We start from the raw sequence: 17961 nt of genomic DNA, 5'->3' as shown, positions 1-17961 counted from the left end.
TACTGAACCGCCGACTTACCAAAAATAAAGCACTCCGATCACCGCGGCAAGCAAAATACGGTAAACGGCGAAAGGCACCAGCTTGATCCGGTTAATCAGCTTCAGGAAGAAGCGGATCGACAGCAGGGCAAACAAAAAGGCGCTGATAAAACCCGCGATGAAAAACGGAAGCGCGTCCGCCGTGAAATACTGCCAGTTCTTCAGCAAGGATAGCGCACTGGCACCGGCCATAACCGGCACGGCCATGATGAAGGTGAAGTCCGCCGCAGCCCTGTGACTCAGACCGAGCAGCACCCCTCCCGAAATCGTCGAGCCGGAACGGGAAAAGCCCGGCCAGATCGACACGCATTGAAATAGGCCGACCATGAAGGCTTGTTTGTAGGTGATTTGATCGACCGAGTCCACCTTCGGCTTTGCCGGGCCGAACCGGTCCGCCGCAATCATCAGCAGCGCGCCGACCACCAGTCCGATCAGCACCGTTCCGGTGGAAAACAGATATTCGTCGATCCAATCCTCCAGCAAAAAGCCGAGGATACCGGCCGGGATAAGCCCGACGATCACCTGAGCCAGCTTGAGACGAGGCCCCTCTGTGCGACCGGCGGCCTCCCGTATATCCTTCCTTCCGTTCTTCCGCACAAATCGCGACAATCCGAGCAGTTGAATAAACCGGTCTTTGAAAACGACCAGCACGGCCAAGATCGACCCGAGCTGCACCACGACTTTAAACGTATTGGCCACGTATTTCGAAGCAAACAGCTGCTCCGTCTTCAACCACATATCGTCCACGATAATCATATGACCGGTGGAGGAAACGGGCGCAAACTCCGTCAGTCCCTCCACCAAACCGAGGATGATGGCCTTAATGATTCCGATGATGTCCATGATTCTCCCCCTCAGCCGTCCCTAGGCTCTTTTTCTTTTGCGCAAAAATAAATACATGCATCCCAGAGCGGCAACCGCGATGAGCGCGTATGCGATATTCGAGTAAACGTCCATCACTTCCACGATTTTCTCCCAAGAGCCTCCAACCGCGGCCCCCAAGCATACGAGGAGAATATTCCAAGCCAGCGTTCCGATCGTCGTGTAAATAAGGAATAAGCCGAATTTCATTTTCGACATCCCCGCCGGAATCGAGATCAGACTGCGGATCAGCGGAATCATGCGGCAAAACAGCACCGTCCAGTAACCGTATTTATCAAACCAGGCATCCGCGCGGCGGATATCTTCTTTTTTCAAGCGCAGAAAACGCCCGTAACGGTCAACCCAACCTTCCAACCTATCGACATTGATCAAATATCCGATCCAGTACAAAATCACCGCACCGAGAACCGATCCGACCGTCGCCGCGACGATGACCCCGGGCACAGTAAGACTGGTGTAAGTCGTCATAAAACCACCGAACGTCAAAATGACTTCCGACGGGATCGGAGGAAATACGTTTTCAAGCGCGATGAGCAGTAAAACCCCCGCATATCCGAACTGTTCCATCAACTCCGTAATCCAGTTTTCCATGGTTTACCTCCAACATGTTTAGTCTTAAAGACTCTCTTTCTGCAAGTTCCGCAAATAGCGGGCACGAATAAATCCGAAATACGCCACCTGCACAAGACAAAAACTGATTAAAATCACTGCGGCCTCCCAGGCGATGGAAATGTACAGGTAACTTTGCAGCGCGATAAAAGCGAACAAGCTATGCAGCATCGCCACCGCGATCGGGAGGAAGAACAGGAGTCCCAGTTGACTGGAGACCATACGCTCCATCTCTTTGCGGGTGACTCCAAGCTTGGTTAAGGCGGCATATTGACGACGGTCCAAGTCAAGGTCGCTATATAACCGGAAATACAGAAAACTGCCGGCAGCGATATAAAACACGGTTCCGACGAGCAGCGCAAAAAACAACAACGCCCCGTATGTAGTCCGCTGAATCGCGAACAAAGTGCCGCTGACGGTCAATGCATAGGATTTTCCGCTGTCATAGGTCACCTTTCCGTCTTCAGCCAGCGATTCGGCGATTCCAGTGGTTGATTCCACCGATTCGGCATAAAAGGCGGTGTACGACTCGCTTCGGGAATCGGGATCTGCGGCCAATTCTTGAAGCACCGCATCATTCACGACGAGTCCGGCAAACGTTCCCTCCCGGTCATCGCCAAGCTCCGGCGTCAAATAATCCGGAATGGCAACATGTTCGGTTACGCCGATCTCCTGGAGATCAATCCCTTTGGCCCCCAAAGTGTAACGGCCCGGTTCTCTCCCTTCAAGAAGAAGCTTCTCCCGCTGAGACGCCATCAAAATGAGCGCTTCCCCCGTGCCAGGCGTTCGTTCCCTCCAAGCAAAGCCCGCGGCCCGCACGGCTTGTTCATAATCCGAGAAACCGATCACGGCAAGCGTATCCGGCCTGGAAGCCAGCGTCGTGGACTGTACATGTACATAAACGATTTGCGTCTCTATTTTGTTAACATCGATACCCTTTTGGGACAACTCCCGGGAAATGAGGTCGAGATGGGCTTTCCCTCCATCGTTTTCCGCCTTGGACACGTAGCCGATGGCCGCCGGATGATCCAGGGCAAACTCGCCCGACAGCCGGTTGATCGAAGCAAATACGCCCATGGCGCAAAACGTGATCGTCGAAATGATCGTAACCAGAAAAAACATTCGGGCGTTATCCTTCACCCTGTAAGACAAATTGGAGAACAACACCAGGTTCGTCTTTTTCCAGTAGAGAGACCGTCTGCTTCGCAACAAATTCAATAAAGCCGTACTGCCTTGCGTATAAAACAAATAGGTCCCCGCAATCGTCATCAAGGTTACCGGAATCATCCGAACCTTCACCGACGAGGCAGTCGCCGTAGCTGCCAGCGTATAGCTGATCGCAAGTAATGCCGCGGCAAGCAAAGCCAGGCTTAAGGAGAACTTCGGACGTACTTCACGGTTCCCGCCGAACCGGAACAAATCGATCAAGCGCGTGGAACCGAGCAGCATCGTGGTACTAAGCGAAATCGCAAGAAATAGCAACAGAAAAGCGATGATCGTCAACATCAGACTGTACACGGAGACATGAAAAGTCAGAGCATCGATCCCCAGCAAATTCGATCCCGCCATCAAAAACAGCTTGGAAGTGAGCAACCCGGCGACGATTCCGCAGCCCAACGCTCCCGCCCCGATCAGCATGTTCTCCATGAACACCATTTTCCGCAACTGCCGGACCGTCATCCCGTGCAGCAGCAAAATTCCGAACTCCCGCTTGCGGGAACGCAGAAACGAGCCGACGGAATAAAGCACGAACAAAAAACAAAAGACGAACATGATGACTTCGGCCTGCGCCAGAACCAGAAGGGCCGAGTTCCAGGCAACCTGTTTCTTCAAATCCGGATGAAACAGAAACAGGGCGCAGACGAAGAACACCATCACGGAAAAGGCGCTGCTCAAAAAATAAGCGGCATAGGTTCGCTTGTTGCGCAAGACATGACTATATGCGAACTGTCGAAAGGTGATCGGTATCCCCTCCCAAAAGCGACATCATGTCGATAATTTTCTGAAAGAAAGCCTGGCGGTTATCCCCACGGTGAATTTCGTTATACAGCCTGCCATCCTTGATAAAAATGACCCGGTGGCAAAAGCTGGCCGCGAAAGCGTCATGCGTCACCATCATGATCGTCGTGCGCTCCTCGCGATTCATCATCGCGAAGGCCTCCAAACAATCGCGCGACGCTTTGGAATCGAGATTCCCCGTCGGTTCATCCGCAAGCACCAGCGACGGGTGGTGGATCATGGCGCGGGCAATAGCCGTACGCTGCATCTGCCCGCCGGAAATTTCCTGCGGGTACTGCTCCAGCACCGATCCGATCCCCAATCTGCGGGCGATATCTCCGGCTCTTTGTTTCATTTCCGAAACCGCCGTACCATCGAGGGTTAGGGGCAAGATAATATTTTCCTCAACGGTGAGCGTATCGAGCAGGTTGAAATGCTGAAAAATGAAACCCAGCTCTCTCCGCCGGAACAACGCCATCTCTTCAGTTCCAAGCTCGTGCGGGTTTTGCCCGCCGATCCGCACGGATCCCGACGTCGGTTCATCGATGGTGGCGATCGTGTTCAGAAGCGAGGTTTTCCCGCTTCCCGACGGTCCCATAATACCGACGAATTCCCCCTGACCGAGAGAAAAGGTCACATTGTCCAGCGCCCTCGTCGCTATTTTTCCTTCATAGATTTTGGTTAGTTCTCTAACCTCCAATACCGCCATGACGGCGCCTCCTCTTCTGTGATGGTCCCATTATATCTATAGTGCGGAACGGCAAGCCATCGATCAGTCTTACATTTACCTTACTTCCTTGTAAGGTTATCGTGCTCCCGGCCGAAACGGATTCTCACGGTCGTCCCTTGTCCCTGCATGGATTCCAATTCGACCCGATGACCCAATTCGTCGCAAATCTTTTTGACCAAATAAAGTCCCATGCCGGTGGATTCCCTAAAGTTTCTTCCGTTTTCTCCGGTAAAATAGGGATCGAACACCCTTGGCAAATCGCTGGCCGGAATACCCACCCCTTCATCTTGAATTTCAAGGACGGGCCCGCCATCCTGAATGAAGCCGCGAATGATGATGTTCCCCTGCTCTTTTGCCGTATATCGCACAGCATTGGTTAACATTTGGGTCAAAACAAAACTAAGCCATTTCTCGTCGGTCGCAGCCTTTAACGGTCTATCCGTCGTGTTGAATTCAAACCGGGGAAACAGCTTGCTGCGGATAAACAGACGCTTCTGCGCCGTGACGGCCGACTTGGCCAGCCGCTCAAGATCCACCTGCTCCACCACAAAGTCATGGGAGAATGAATCCAGCCGGGCCGTATGCAGCACAAGATCAAGCCCTTTGCGGATCCTGTCGATTTCATCGCCGATGGCCATGGCAAATTCGTCGTCCCGATCCTGGACCATCAAGTGGATGACGGAAACCGGCGTTTTCATCTGATGAACCCATTGGCCGATAAACTGAACATGGCTGTTGATTTTGTTCTGCTGCGAGTTCAGCTCGGAGGCATACTGCCGGTATTGCCGTTTCAGGCTCCGATGCACGGCTTCGGAAATCGGGGTTTTCGGAGCAATCGACTTAAAGCTGTCCAAATCGCCGGCCCGCTCAAGCGTACGATATAACGACCGGTTCGTAATAAAGCGCCAGACGAAATAGACCGCAAGCAGACAAGCGCTGAGCAGCGCGGCATAAAGAATCATGGGTATGTTTCGGTATCCGTCCAGCCAGAAAACCCCTGAAACCGTCAGCATTTGCAATAAAAAGATCGCCAACAGCGGCCGTTGTTCTTTCAGGAATAGCTTCACGCCAGCTCCCCCCAGTTCGGCACAAGCCGGTAGCCTTGACCGCGCACGGTTTGAAGTGCATCTTCGATGCCGATGGCCGATAGCTTTTTACGGACCCGGGTCACATACACGTTAAGCGTATTGTCGTCGACAAAAGCTTCCTCATCCCATATTTTTTCGAGCAGCCGGTCCCGGCTGACGATTTCTTTCGGTCTGCGCATGAGCTCGTCCAGCATTTTGACTTCCGTCAAGCTGAGTTCGATTATTTCCTGATTCAGGCTTAATTGCAGCCGATCCCGGTCCAGACGCAGTCCGTCAAGCTCAACCATGCGCTCCCCGCCCGATGCGGCGGCCATTTCGTAAGCTCTTCGAAGCTGGCTTCGGATCTTCGCAATCACAATATCGTAATCAAACGGCTTCGTGATATAATCATCGGCCCCGTTTTCCAGCGCCATAACCTGATCCATTTTCCCGTCGCGTGCGGATAAAAACAGGATCGGACAATGGGATAACGCTCTGATTTGCCGGCACCAATAATAACCGTCATATTTCGGCAGATTGACGTCAAGCAGGACCAGATGGGGGGATACTTGTTCGAATTCCTGCTTGACAAGGTCGAAATCGGTAACCGCATAAGTGCTGTAGCCAAATCTATGTAAGTAGTCTTGCAAAAGTTTGACGAGACTGATATCGTCTTCCACGATAAAAATTTTGAACATACCGAATTTTCTCCTGTCTTTGGATTGTTGCTTATGACTGCATTGTAGCAAAAATAGGACGGCAAATAAAAATAGAGAGACTTGCAGCTGCCCGCAACTCTCTCTACTTGTACTTCCGTTAAAGTTCTTCGTCCTCCCAGGACAACGTCTTGCGGCGGTTTGCGCCCGACAAAAGTTTGATTCCTCCGCCGATCAGGATGACGGCAACCAATACCGGACGTAAATATTCCCGGATCATATAGTTAAGCTCGAGGAAAGGGAACCAACGATCCAGCGCCGGAACGATGAACTCCATCCCGACAAAATAGATGCCAAGCAGTAGAAGCATAAGACCCAGCAAATGCTGCCCGTTTCCTCTGCTTCTCACCAGCGGTATGTCCTCCATCGGAAGAATGCCGTAGCGGCTCGTTTGCTGAAGCCCGTCAAAAAAGCTGTAAAACCAGATTACCGGAATGATAAACAAGAAGACGGACAGCCTCATTACGTCGATCACGTAAAAGCTTCCCAGGAACAACACCATCAGCTGAAGGCCCCTCTTTTGCAATCCCAAATACATTTGGCCCGCTCCCGGGAAGGCGGACAACAGCGTTGCCAGCACTTTGCTGCGGCGCCCTTCGATCCGGCCCGATTCCCATTCGTCCAGCAAGGAACGGTCCGTTAGCATTTCTCCCGCCTGTTTGCGGTGAATCAGCTGTACGGCGTCAAACATGCAGTACAGCCAGATAATCGGCAGCAAGGCCAGGAAAAGCAGGAATACCGGTTCATGCGTCACTCCCGTCACGACAAAGAGCATCGTAATCAGGCCGAAAAACATGATCAAAAAGGACAAGCCGCGCTGCATAATGCCCAACTGAAAATGCCCAAGCCCCGGGATAAACGACAGCAAAATCGTAAAAAAGCGTTCTTTTTCGGCATCGCCTCTCCGAGGGAGTCCATCCGGATCAAAGGGATTCCTTTCCTGCGCCGCCGGCTCGCGAAGCATGGTGATCAGCAGATCCAGCATGGAAATACCCCAGAGAAGAAGTGCCATAACTCCCGTGAACAGGACAAACTCACCCGTATGTGTTGCCATCGCCACCATCAATCCGAAGAAGATTCCGCCGAAGAACAAGATCGGATATGTAATCCCTCTCCCTTTTTTTCCCCAGTATAGATGGCCTAGGCCCGGTATAAAATTCAATAGAAATGCCAACATTCGGCTGCGGTAATACGTCATTGCGTTCCATCCTTTCTCATATCTTTTAAAGGTTCTTCTACGTTATGGCGATCCATCCACTTGGCAGCCCGCTCCATCAGACGTTCGCTTAGCGGAGGATCGGCGTTCTGGCGTTCCGCCACCGCTCCGGCTCCCGCCGACAGCAAGTCGAACACCCCTCCGCCCAACAGCAATAATGTAATGGATGCCGCGAGAACATAATGCATGGCGGGCTGATTCCAACGTTTACGGGCCGGTCTCGAGGTTTTGTTCATAGATTCGGACGGCTCTCGAATGGCGGAGAGAACACGGTCGGCAAAAACATCCGGGGATGCCGGGAGTACGGGTAGTTGTTCTTCAATGGCCATGAGCGTCTGCATATAGGATTGAAACATGGCGTCATCCTCCCGGAGCAAGGCGTCCAATGCTTCCGTTTGATCCGTCCCCAGTTCGCCACGGATATACTTTCTCCATATTTCCTGCTGTGTACCGCCCAACTGGCTCATCTCCATTCCTCCTTTTTCCAATGCTCGCGAATCCAGGCTCTTGCCCGGTACAGCTTCGATTCCACCGTTTTTACCGTTTGCTCCAACTCGCCCGCGATCTGCTCATGGCTTTTTCCTTCCAGATAAAAAGCTGTAACTACCTGTCTGTGACCGGAAGGAAGCTCCGATATCTTTTCGCGAAGCTCGTTCCTTCGTTCGCCTTCCATCATCTCTTGCACGAAATCATCGCCCACTGCCGGGACCGCATCGGCTATATCCGCGGGATCCCATTGCTCCTCCCGCCTTCGGTCTTTTCGCCGCTTCAGATCGATCGCCTTGTTGATCGCTATTCTTGAAAGCCATGTTTTAATGCCTTGACCACGATAGGAGGGAAGAGATTTATAGACTTGCAGGAACGTTTCCTGTGCCGCGTCCTCCGCCTCTTTTTCGTCATGTAAAACCGAATAGGCGGCACGGAACACGAAGGTGCCGTACTGCTTGACGAATTCGCGAAACGATGCGCGGTCGCCCTGCTTCATACGTTCAATCAATGAATCCTCGCCGATAACTCTCCCCTCCTTCCGAAATAATAGACGAAGCTAACCGGGCATACCCCTGCAAAATAAATAGAAAAAAATAATGAAAAATAAAGTTCCTATCTCACCGAGTATACAAGTTATATAAAATAAGCCCTTTATTTACCGTTATTTTTTCACCTTGTAAATGAAAAAAGCCAGCCAGAATGAACCTGGCTGACTTTAACGTAGTTATTCAGCTTCGCTTACCTAGCTCCCGAACGGAATCTTTGCGCATACGCTTTGGCATCTTCGGCAGTTTTAACTCGGTTGCGGCTCCATTCAAGCAAAATCCGGTCAATATAACGGAAATGCACTTTTCCGGCAAATACCGCTTCTTTTAAAGCAAGCAAAATCAATTCGTCCGGGTAACCGTCCTGATCCACCCATCCGGAAATCGTCTCGCATTCCATGGGAGTCAGCGGGCGGGCGAATTCTTTTTCAAAAATAACGAATAGATTACGCTCCTGATTCCCGTTTGCCTCCCCGGCAGCCTGACGGCTTTCCGCGGCTTGTTTTTCCTCGTCCGATATTTGCCGGGCCAACGCTTCACCCAGCTTCGCATACATCCCCGCCAGGTTGTATTGTTCGGAATGAATGCCCGTCGATTCCTCGTGAACCTCGTCGATGCTCAGCCAACCGTCCTTCATCAAGCGGCGAATGACGGAGAACAGTTCGCCCGGAGCAGTCCCCATGCGTTTTTCCAGCTGGTCCATGGTCGGAAAATCGTTGCGCTCCGACTGCTTGAAAGCAAGCAGTTGCAAAAGCATCATCGCTTCCGTATCGGACAGCCCAAGCATCCGGTAATTTGCCAGCAATGCATACGGAACGTTGACCGTGCCTGCCGCAAGTCCCAGAGCAATCCCTTCGGCCCCGCTTTTCCAGCTATCGGTCATCATTCTCATGATTCCCTTGCTTATGGATACAACCGGTACAGCGTCCGCGGGAACGGAATTGTCTCCCGGACGTGATCCAGGCCGCAAATCCAAGCTACCGTACGTTCAAGTCCCAGGCCAAAGCCGGAGTGAGGGACGGAACCGTACTTACGCAGGTCCATATACCACTGGTATGTTTCCATCGAAAGATGATGCTCCTTGAAGCGCTGCTCCATCAATTCGGGATCGTCGATCCGTTGCGAACCGCCGATGATTTCCCCATAGCCCTCCGGAGCGATCATGTCCGCGCAAAGCACTACTTCGGGACGATTCGGGTCCGGCTTCATATAGAACGCCTTGATCCCGGCCGGATAATGCGTGATGAATACCGGCTTGTCATACCGCTCGGCAATCGCAGTTTCATGCGGAGCTCCGAAATCTTCGCCCCACGGAATGTCAAAATCCTGAGTATGCAGGAATTCAATCGCTTCATCGTAAGTAATCCGCGGGAACGGCGCCTTGATATTTTCGAGTTTGGAAATATCGCGGCCCACCGCTTCAAGCTCCGTCCGGCAATTCGCGACTACCGACTGCACGACATGCTCGATAAAACGCTCTTGTACCTTCAAGCTTTCCTCATGATCGGTAAACGCCATTTCCGGCTCGATCATCCAAAACTCAATCAGGTGGCGGCGCGTTTTGGATTTTTCCGCCCGGAAGGTCGGACCGAAGGAATACACTTTCCCGAGCGCCATCGCCGCGGCTTCCATGTAAAGCTGGCCGCTCTGCGTCAAATAGGCGTCTTCGTCAAAATACTTCGTATGGAACAGGTTCGTCGTCCCTTCCGCGGAAGTCGGCGTCAAGATCGGCGGATCCACCAGCGTGAATCCGTTCTTGTCGAAAAACTCTTGTACCGCCCGGATAATCTCGGCGCGGATAACCATAATCGCCCGCTGCTTCGAAGAACGGAGCCACAGGTGACGATGGTCCATGAGAAAATCAACGCCATGCTCTTTCGGCGTAATCGGATAATTTTCGGTCAGATGGATAATTTCCAGATCCGTAACGGTCATTTCATAACCGGATTGGCTGCGCGGTTCTTCGCGAATGACGCCGGTTACGTACATCGAGGATTCCTGAGTCAAGCTTTTGGCATGGTTCCAGGTTTCCTCGGACACTTCGCTTTTCACGACTACAGCCTGAATATAGCCGGTTCCGTCCCGAAGCTGCAGAAATTGGATTTTCCCGCTGGAACGCTTGTTGTTCAGCCAGCTGCCGATAACGACGGTTTCACCGACGTGTTCATTGACCTGACGAATCACGGTTTTGTTCGCCATGCAATATCTCTCCCTTATTTCATTTCCTGAACGATTCTTAATGTGTCGCGCGCGATGACAAGCTCCTCATTCGTCGGCACGACCAGAACTTCCACTTTGGAATTCGGCGTGGAAATCCGGCGCGGTTCGCCCGAGCGGATTTTGTTCGCTTCTTTATCCAGCTCGACGCCGAGATACGTGAGGTTTTCGCACACTTTTTCGCGCACGATCGCGGAGTTCTCTCCCACGCCTGCGGTAAATACGATCACGTCGACGCCGTTCATGGCTGCCGCATAGGAACCGATGTATTTGCGAAGACGATATTCGTACATTTGAAACGCCAGCGTCGCGTTCGGCTCGCCCGCTTCCATGCCGTCGGTAATGTCGCGCATGTCGCTGCTCGCTCCGGAGATCGCCAAAAGACCGCTGTGCTTGTTCAACATCGAGTTCACTTCGTTGATCGTCAGCTCTTCTTTGTTCATGACGAACGGTACGATCGCCGGATCGAGATCGCCGCTCCGCGTACCCATGATCAACCCTTCCAGCGGAGTCATCCCCATGGAAGTATCGACGGAAACGCCGTCTTGAACGGCCGTCAAGCTGGCGCCATTACCGATGTGGCAAGTAATGATTTTGAGGTCTTCAAGCGGACGGTTCAAATATTCGGCAGCCGCCTTGCTTACATAGTAGTGGGAAGTGCCGTGGAACCCGTAGCGGCGAACCTTGTGCTTTTTGTACAGCACCTTCGGAATCGCGTAAAGATACGCTTTCTCAGGCATCGTTTGGTGGAACGCCGTATCAAATACAACCGTGTGCGGTACGTTCGGCAGGTTCGCTTCCGCCGCTGTAATCCCCATCATACTAGGCGGGTTATGCAATGGTGCCAAGTCGAACAGACGGCGGATTTCCGATTTTACTTCGCCGGTGATGAGCGCCGAGCTTTTGAAAGCTTCGCCGCCGTGAACGACGCGATGGCCGACGGCATCGATTTCGTCAATCGATTCCAGCACGCCGTGCTCCTTGTCGACCAGCTTTTCGAGCACTTTACGAATGGCCGTCGTGTGCTCCAAGATATCGCTAACTTCGGTAACTTCTTCTTTTCCCGTCGGTTTGTGAGTCAAAATGGAAGAATCCATCCCGATCCGTTCTACCAAACCCTTAGCCATTACGGATTCATCCGTCATGTCGTACAATTGATATTTCAGCGAGGAACTACCCGCGTTAATGACTAAAATTTTCACAGCCGGTCACCATCCTTGTCGTATTTGAAAAAGCCTTCGCCCGTCTTCACACCGAGTGAGCCCGCGCGTACCATCTTCTTCAGGACAAAGGAAGGGCGATATTTCAGCTCTCCGAACTCGCGGAACATCCGTTCCAGAGCGGCGAGGACGGAATCCAGGCCAAAACGGTCGGCCATTTCAAGCGGTCCGTATTGGAACTGATATCCGATACGCATCGCGTTATCGATATCCTCGGCGGAAGCGACGCCTTCGCCCAGCACGTGAAGCGCCTCGTTGATCATGATGCAAATAATTCGGGACGTGACAAAGCCCGGAGATTCATAAACCATGATTCCCCGTTTATCGACGACTTCTTCCACAAACCGTTTTGTTTCTTCAAAGGTCGATTCCGACGTTTTCAAGCCGCGGATAATTTCGACCAGATTGATTTTGGCAACAGGATAAATGAAGTGCATGCCGATGACGCGCTCCGGATACATCGTGGAACCGGCAATTTCGGTCAAGCTGAGCGTCGACGTGTTGCTGGCCAAAATGATGTTGCTCGGACAAACTTGGTCCAATTGCTTGAAGACTTCCTTTTTCAATTCCAAATCTTCGGAGATCGTCTCGATCACCATATCGCAAGTGCCGAGTTCGGCGAAATGTGTCACTTTATGAATTTTGGATAAGATCAATTTCTTTTCCGCCTGGGTAATCGCCCATTTCTCAAGCTGCTTGTCCAGGCTTGTTTCGATCATGCTGTACGCATGGTTTAGTTTGTCTGTCGTTTCTTCTACGAGTAGCACGTCAAGCCCTTTGGCCGCCAGCATTTCGCTGATGCCCTGGCCCATCGTGCCGCCACCAATGACACCTATTCTTTTGAAGTTCATGGTTCTCTCGCTCCATCCTTTCATGGTCTATACCTGATATTGTACCCCTGATGTCGAATAATACATCAATTAATACCCAACATATAATAATATCTTAGCACGGCTAAAAAGTAAAAAAAAATAACCGGCATAAATAATTATGCCGGTAAAGTGAGGCTGTCACGAAATTGACAACGGAATTCGTCTCCGGAGAGGCGTTCTTCTTTTAACAGGATATCGAGCGACTTTTCGAACACGGCTGCATGATCGACCAGTAGCTGCTTCGAGCGTGCCGCAAGATCATCCAATATCTTGGAATTCTCGTTCATAAGCACTTCTTTGGTAACCATATCCATATGAATAATGCCGAGCGATGTTAATCCCGAAGTCATCATCGTCTGGACGAGATTCAGCGCTTGCTCGAAATCATTGCTGGATCCGGTGCTTCTGCCGCCGTAATAAATTTCTTCCGCTGCGGCTCCCGCCAACGCGATGATAATCTGACCTTCCAAATATTGCTTGGTGTACAAGTACTTTTCTTCCTGCGGATTATGCCGTACGTATCCGAGGGCGCGTCCGCGCGGACTGAGCGCTACCTGATTCACGCTGCCCGGAGCGACAACCTCCGCAGCCACGGCATGTCCAAGCTCATGGACGGCGACGCGGCGCTTCTCTTCTTCCGTCGATTGCCGGTCCGTCTTCTCGCCCAGCATGACTTTGTCGACCGCCATCGATAAATGGCGCTGGCTGATTTCCTCGCAGCTGTCCCGCATCGCGTAGATCGCAGCCTCGTTCATGACGCTCTCCAGCTGGGCTCCGGAAAAGCCGTACGATTCCTCCGCCAGCTTTTCCAAGTTCACATCCGTGGCAATCGGTTTATTTTTGGCATGGATCTCAAGTATGTGCATCCGGCCTTTTTTATCGGGTAGATCCACTTGGATATGCCGGTCAAAACGACCCGGACGGAGCAATGCGCCATCCAGCATCTCTTTGCGGTTCGTTGCCGCGATCAGCAAAATGCGCGGAGTTTCGGACGAATAAATACCGTCCATTTCCGTAAGCAGCTGATTGAGCGTCTGATCATACTCCCGCTGCTGCCCGCCTTCCCGCTTACCGCCGATGACATCGATCTCATCGATAAAAATAACGGCGTTCTCCTTGTTCTCTTTGGCTGCACGCGTGCGCGCCTCTTTGAACAAATCACGGATCCGGCTGGCGCCGACACCCACGTACATTTCTACGAATTCACTGCCCGACGCGCCGACAAAAACCGCGTTCGTATATTGCGCCGCCGCTTTGGCCATCAGCGTTTTCCCCGTTCCCGGAGGCCCGGTCAGCAAAATCCCTTTTATCGGACGAATCCCGAATTTTTTGATTTCTTCATGGCGCACCATAAAATCGAGCGCTTCGCGCAGTTCCTGTTTGGCGCTGTCCTGCCCGCCGATTTCGTCAAAGGTTAACGCGGCAGACCCGATTTTTTTGCGTTTGCGTTCCTGGGACGCCGTCGCGACGATGCCGCCGCGCATTTTGGCTACGGCAAACAGAGCCCCGATCATCACAAAACCGACGACAAGAGGAACGACGTTATAACCGACGAACGCCAGGAAAATCAGCAATACAGGCACAAATCCGGCCGCGATTTCAAGCATCCACTTACGCATTCGGCCACACCCCCATCGTTTGCGGAACTCTTGGCAAAATAATATACTTGCTCGCTTTACCGTCCGTCAGCGTAATATAAACATTCTTGTCGTCCATATCCGCCTTGGCGGACAATCCGCTTTCGCTCTGCTGCAGCTTGTCCAGAGTTGCCGTGATCTCCGTATAAGCTTTATTCTCCATCGCCTGGGCGATCGGGAACATGGCTTGCTCCCAAACCTGATCCAGCTTCTCGGACGAGTTCTCCTCCACGGTCAGCTTCAATTCGCGGCTTCCGATATATTTTTTGCCATCCTTCTCGATTTGACGGACCAAACCTCCAAAGTCGGAGCCCGGTTCCAAGTCGAGTTTCAAGTCTACCTTTTTTGGGGTAATATCAGCTTGAACACTTTTTACCCCTTCATAGCTGTTCACTTTATGTTCAAACGGGCTCTCCACAGCCCACTGCTTGTAACCAAACCAACCTCCAAATAAAAGGAGTGCGGATACCGCCACACTCGCCACGACAGGTCCTACACGCAATTTCACGTCACAGTCCCCCTTAATCTATATTAATTGATATCATAGGTGATATATTAAACCAACAGAATTGAGTATATCATATTATATATACGATTTCTAATGAAAGTTGTGAGTTTATTTCAAATTTTTGATAAGTAATGTTGAAGCATGCCCTCACCTTTTTGGTTGACCGGAAATATGATATACATAAACGGGAACAGCCAGAGTATGAAGTATTGGCCTGCGGAAAGGAAAGGATAAAAGATGGACAATGACGAATCGAAGAGAATCATAACTCTAATTGTCGTCGTCGTGATCAGTGTTTCGTTTGTTCTTGGCATTGGGAGTCAAGAAGGAGGAGCAGGGGCACAAGCGATCGTCACTGTATAAGGGAAACATGAATTCCGCAGGGGGGGATGACATGCCTAAACGTTCTGACAACAACAATAATAATAACAACAACAAAAATGACAAGCGGCAGCTCAATAAAGCGGATTTAGGTTTTCTGTCCGGATTAACCCCTCAGCAGCTTGCGGTCATAACCGGATTGTTAAGTCAAGCCTTACAAGTGGATTCCGTACTTATTGATAAGGACCAGAAAGTCGAAATCGTATTAGGCGGCTCACTGCGGAAGAAAACGAAAGCCGACAAATTGTTAAAGCAATTGAGCGATGTTACTGTTGGAGAAATTCTGGATTCCATAAATAATTTGTAAAAAACAAGACCCGCTTACGGACACTCTTTTCAGCGTACGTAAGCGGGTCTTTCCGGTTATCTGTTCGGCAGCGTAAATACTTCGTCCAGAACGCTACCGTCGCTGAACCGGAAAAAACGGTAGAAATGATGCGCTTTTTCCTTATAAAATAGCTGCCAAACCAACTCATTGTTATAAATTCCAGGCACCAATCTGACGATTGTTATACCTGGATAATCCGTATGAATGATCTTCCGGATCCCCGATTCGGACACCCCTTCGGAAAGGGGCTTGACGATCGGCTCTCCGCCTTCCGGAAGCCAAACTATGATTTCTTGCCCGGATTCATCCTTGCCTTCGACAACCCAGCACACACTGTCCCAAACCGATTTCCATACCTTTGTGGAAGAGACGAGCCCGGTCTGTTCTTTAGCCTGCCGGACAGCCGCTTCCTCTCCCTGCCATATATCCTGCTGAACATAAAGATAAAAGCGGTGAAGGCCAAAGAGCGCGAGCGCCAAAATCAGAATGGAGATCAGGATCCATTTGGTTCTGTTCCTCAAGCCTCTCTTCCTTTCCCCATGAACATTATCATCCGCTACGCCCTAGCGGCCAAGAAGGCTTTCGAAAGCGGCCTGTGCTTCAAAACGGACTTTTTCCTCATCCAGCGTGAGGCACATACCGTGTTTTACGACTTGTTTGCCGTTGACCCAAACATGCTCTACGTCTTTGGCTCCGCCCGAGTATACCACATGGGATATATAATCGGTACGCGGCAGGAAATGGGCCTGCTCCGTATTTACCGCAATGAAGTCGGCTTTCATGCCTGCCGCCAATCTACCGGTGTCTTGCAAATAGAGCGACTTCGCCCCGTACTCCGTTCCCATCCGCAGCGCTTCCCGTGCCGGAATGGCTGTCGGGTCACCGGAAACCCCTTTATGAATCAAAGCTGCCAACCTGATTTCCTCGAACATGTCGAGGTTGTTGTTGCTGGCCGGACCGTCCGTGCCGAGCGATACCGTAACCCCGGCGGCAAGCAGTTCCGGAACGCGGGCGACGCCGCTGGCCAGTTTGAGATTGCTGCCCGGGTTGTGGGAAACGGCCACCTTGTTAGCAGCCAATATTTCGATTTCCTCGTCGTTCAGATGAACGGCATGAGCGACCAATGACGGACGGCTGAACAACCCAAGGTTCAGCAAATGCTGAACCGGCCGTACTCCGTAATCCGCCACATTTTGTTCCACCTCTGCCCGGGTTTCCGACATATGCGTATGTAGCGGCAAATCCAGGTCATGCGCCGCCTGAACGATTTTTTCGATATAGTCCGGCGGACAGGTGTAAGGAGCATGCGGCGACATCATCGTCGTAATCCGTCCGTCCGCCTTTCCGTGCCAGCCTTTGGCGAACGCAATCGCGTCTTCCAGTTTATGCTGCTGCACATCCGGCGGGCACAAGCCGATCACTCCGCGCGTGAGCACGGCTCGAATGCCCGACTGCTCCACGACGGAAGCTACCTGATCCATATGATCATACATATCCAGGAAAGTCGTCGTGCCGCCTTTCAGCATTTCCAAGACGGACAACGCAGTCCCCCAGTATACATCATTGCCGGTAAATTTCGCTTCCATCGGCCACATTTTGGTTTGCAGCCACTCCTGCAGCACCATGTCGTCCCCGTAACCGCGCAGCAGCGACATCGCCGCGTGCCCGTGCGTATTGACCAGCCCCGGGAGGAACAGCAAGCCTTTGCCGTCAAAGGTTTCCGCTCCCTCCACGCCTTCCGGGCGCTGCTCTCCGATATAAGTAATGGTACTGCCTTCGATCAACATGTAACCGCGGATGACCGGTGTTTCCCGGTCAGGCACCGCGAAGGTTCCGTCTTTAATCAGCCACTTTCGTGTCATGTTCTTTTAATTCCTTTCCGCCATCCAGATAGTAAGCCAAGCTCATAAGATCGGTTGTGAAATCGGCCGCATGTACGCGCACGTCTGAAGGGACCTTAAGAATAATAGGAGCAAAATTCAAAATCGCCCCGATTCCCGCGGCAACCAGTTGATCAGCCACACGCTGAGCCTCCGGAGCGGGCACCGTGATAATACCGATCCGAATTTGCTTGTTTTTTACGGTTTCCACCAGCTCATCAATCGGCTGAATCGTTATATTGTTGATTTGGCTTCCGATTTTGTCCGGAGAAGCGTCAAAAACAGCGACGATTTTCATCGTATCCTTCAAGTAAGCATTGTAGTTGGACAGCGCATGCCCGAGGTTACCGGCACCGATTAAGGCCACGTTGATCTGCTGGTCCAGGTTCAAAATCTGGCGGATCTTTTCGATCAAGTAGGAAACGTCATAACCGATTCCCTTGCGGCCAAAGTCCCCGAAATAAGCAAGATCCTTGCGGATTTGAGCAGGGTTTAAATCGAGCTTTTGACCGAGCTCCTGTGAAGACACCGTCGGGACTTCCCGGCGGCTGAGCTCATTTAGAAAGCGTAAATACACGGGTAATCTGCGCACCACGGCATCCGAAATTTTTTCCGACTTCATTATAT

General features: G+C 51.6%; 19 protein-coding genes. 1 reads left to right on the top strand and 18 read right to left on the bottom strand.

Going from position 1 to position 17961, the window contains the following annotated elements; translation table 11 throughout:
* Positions 1 to 15 precede the first annotated feature (15 nt).
* From ACSFXJ_RS11465 to ACSFXJ_RS11395, 15 genes are all read right to left on the bottom strand, one after another.
* Positions 16 to 882 (bottom strand): undecaprenyl-diphosphate phosphatase, encoded by an 867-nt coding sequence (locus tag ACSFXJ_RS11465; RefSeq protein WP_435925353.1) that lies wholly within the window; start codon positions 880 to 882, stop codon positions 16 to 18.
* A 21-nt stretch (positions 883 to 903) separates the two neighbouring features.
* The gene (locus ACSFXJ_RS11460) at positions 904 to 1512 is read right to left on the bottom strand and encodes a DedA family protein (protein WP_435925351.1); all 609 of its coding nucleotides are present in this window, start codon (positions 1510 to 1512) and stop codon (positions 904 to 906) included.
* 24 nt (positions 1513 to 1536) lie between these two features.
* A complete protein-coding gene (locus ACSFXJ_RS11455) occupies positions 1537 to 3459 on the bottom strand; it encodes an ABC transporter permease (protein ID WP_435925349.1) in 1923 nt (640 codons plus the stop codon).
* Positions 3460 to 3466: 7 nt separating this feature from the next.
* A complete protein-coding gene (locus ACSFXJ_RS11450) occupies positions 3467 to 4237 on the bottom strand; it encodes an ABC transporter ATP-binding protein (protein ID WP_435925347.1) in 771 nt (256 codons plus the stop codon).
* Positions 4238 to 4317: 80 nt separating this feature from the next.
* On the bottom strand, positions 4318 to 5325 hold the full coding sequence (locus ACSFXJ_RS11445) for a HAMP domain-containing histidine kinase (protein WP_435925346.1): 1008 nt from the start codon (positions 5323 to 5325) through the stop codon (positions 4318 to 4320).
* Entirely contained in the window at positions 5322 to 6023 is a 702-nt protein-coding gene (locus tag ACSFXJ_RS11440; RefSeq protein ID WP_435925344.1) for a response regulator transcription factor, read from the bottom strand. The genes ACSFXJ_RS11445 and ACSFXJ_RS11440 overlap by 4 nt, the downstream gene beginning before the upstream one ends.
* Positions 6024 to 6141: 118 nt before the next feature.
* Complete coding sequence (locus ACSFXJ_RS11435; RefSeq protein ID WP_435925342.1) at positions 6142 to 7239, bottom strand: hypothetical protein; 1098 nt, start codon at positions 7237 to 7239, stop codon at positions 6142 to 6144.
* Positions 7236 to 7724 carry a hypothetical protein gene (locus ACSFXJ_RS11430; protein WP_435925340.1) on the bottom strand — a complete coding sequence of 163 codons (489 nt, stop codon included), beginning with the start codon at positions 7722 to 7724 and terminating at the stop codon, positions 7236 to 7238. Before ACSFXJ_RS11430 ends, ACSFXJ_RS11435 begins: the two co-directional genes overlap by 4 nt.
* Positions 7721 to 8254 (bottom strand): RNA polymerase sigma factor, encoded by a 534-nt coding sequence (locus tag ACSFXJ_RS11425; RefSeq protein WP_435925338.1) that lies wholly within the window; start codon positions 8252 to 8254, stop codon positions 7721 to 7723. The genes ACSFXJ_RS11430 and ACSFXJ_RS11425 overlap by 4 nt, the downstream gene beginning before the upstream one ends.
* Positions 8255 to 8484: 230 nt before the next feature.
* A complete protein-coding gene (locus ACSFXJ_RS11420) occupies positions 8485 to 9177 on the bottom strand; it encodes a DnaD domain protein (protein ID WP_435925742.1) in 693 nt (230 codons plus the stop codon).
* A 17-nt stretch (positions 9178 to 9194) separates the two neighbouring features.
* A complete protein-coding gene (asnS, locus tag ACSFXJ_RS11415) occupies positions 9195 to 10490 on the bottom strand; it encodes an asparagine--tRNA ligase (protein ID WP_435925336.1) in 1296 nt (431 codons plus the stop codon).
* A 14-nt stretch (positions 10491 to 10504) separates the two neighbouring features.
* Entirely contained in the window at positions 10505 to 11710 is a 1206-nt protein-coding gene (locus ACSFXJ_RS11410) for an acetate/propionate family kinase (protein WP_435925334.1), read from the bottom strand.
* Positions 11707 to 12579, bottom strand: coding sequence for a 3-hydroxyacyl-CoA dehydrogenase family protein (locus tag ACSFXJ_RS11405; protein WP_435925332.1), 873 nt, complete (start codon positions 12577 to 12579; stop codon positions 11707 to 11709). Before ACSFXJ_RS11405 ends, ACSFXJ_RS11410 begins: the two co-directional genes overlap by 4 nt.
* 137 nt (positions 12580 to 12716) lie before the next feature.
* Positions 12717 to 14219, bottom strand: coding sequence for an AAA family ATPase (locus ACSFXJ_RS11400; protein ID WP_435925330.1), 1503 nt, complete (start codon positions 14217 to 14219; stop codon positions 12717 to 12719).
* Entirely contained in the window at positions 14212 to 14745 is a 534-nt protein-coding gene (locus ACSFXJ_RS11395) for a hypothetical protein (RefSeq protein WP_435925329.1), read from the bottom strand. Before ACSFXJ_RS11395 ends, ACSFXJ_RS11400 begins: the two co-directional genes overlap by 8 nt.
* A gap of 394 nt (positions 14746 to 15139) precedes the next feature.
* Here ACSFXJ_RS11395 and ACSFXJ_RS11390 point away from each other — a divergent pair, with 394 nt between their 5' ends.
* Entirely contained in the window at positions 15140 to 15433 is a 294-nt protein-coding gene (locus ACSFXJ_RS11390) for a hypothetical protein (protein ID WP_435925327.1), read from the top strand.
* A gap of 56 nt (positions 15434 to 15489) precedes the next feature.
* On the opposite strand, the gene ACSFXJ_RS11385 is transcribed toward ACSFXJ_RS11390, so the two are convergent.
* Genes ACSFXJ_RS11385 through ACSFXJ_RS11375 form a run of 3 tightly spaced genes read right to left on the bottom strand, consistent with a single transcriptional unit; the run spans position 15490 to position 17956 of the window.
* Positions 15490 to 15975, bottom strand: a complete 486-nt coding sequence (locus tag ACSFXJ_RS11385) for a cell wall elongation regulator TseB-like domain-containing protein (RefSeq protein ID WP_435925325.1) — start codon at positions 15973 to 15975, stop codon at positions 15490 to 15492.
* Between the two features lie 42 nt (positions 15976 to 16017).
* Positions 16018 to 17316, bottom strand: a complete 1299-nt coding sequence (locus tag ACSFXJ_RS11380) for an amidohydrolase (protein WP_435925323.1) — start codon at positions 17314 to 17316, stop codon at positions 16018 to 16020.
* Positions 17294 to 17956 (bottom strand): redox-sensing transcriptional repressor Rex, encoded by a 663-nt coding sequence (locus ACSFXJ_RS11375; RefSeq protein WP_435925321.1) that lies wholly within the window; start codon positions 17954 to 17956, stop codon positions 17294 to 17296. The genes ACSFXJ_RS11380 and ACSFXJ_RS11375 overlap by 23 nt, the downstream gene beginning before the upstream one ends.
* Positions 17957 to 17961 lie beyond the last annotated feature (5 nt).

Origin of the sequence: Paenibacillus salivarius (genome assembly GCF_051307165.1) — a bacterium.
Taxonomy (GTDB): domain Bacteria; phylum Bacillota; class Bacilli; order Paenibacillales; family Paenibacillaceae; genus Fontibacillus.
Note: the sequence above shows the minus strand (reverse complement) of the source record. Positions and strands in the feature narration are given on the sequence as shown.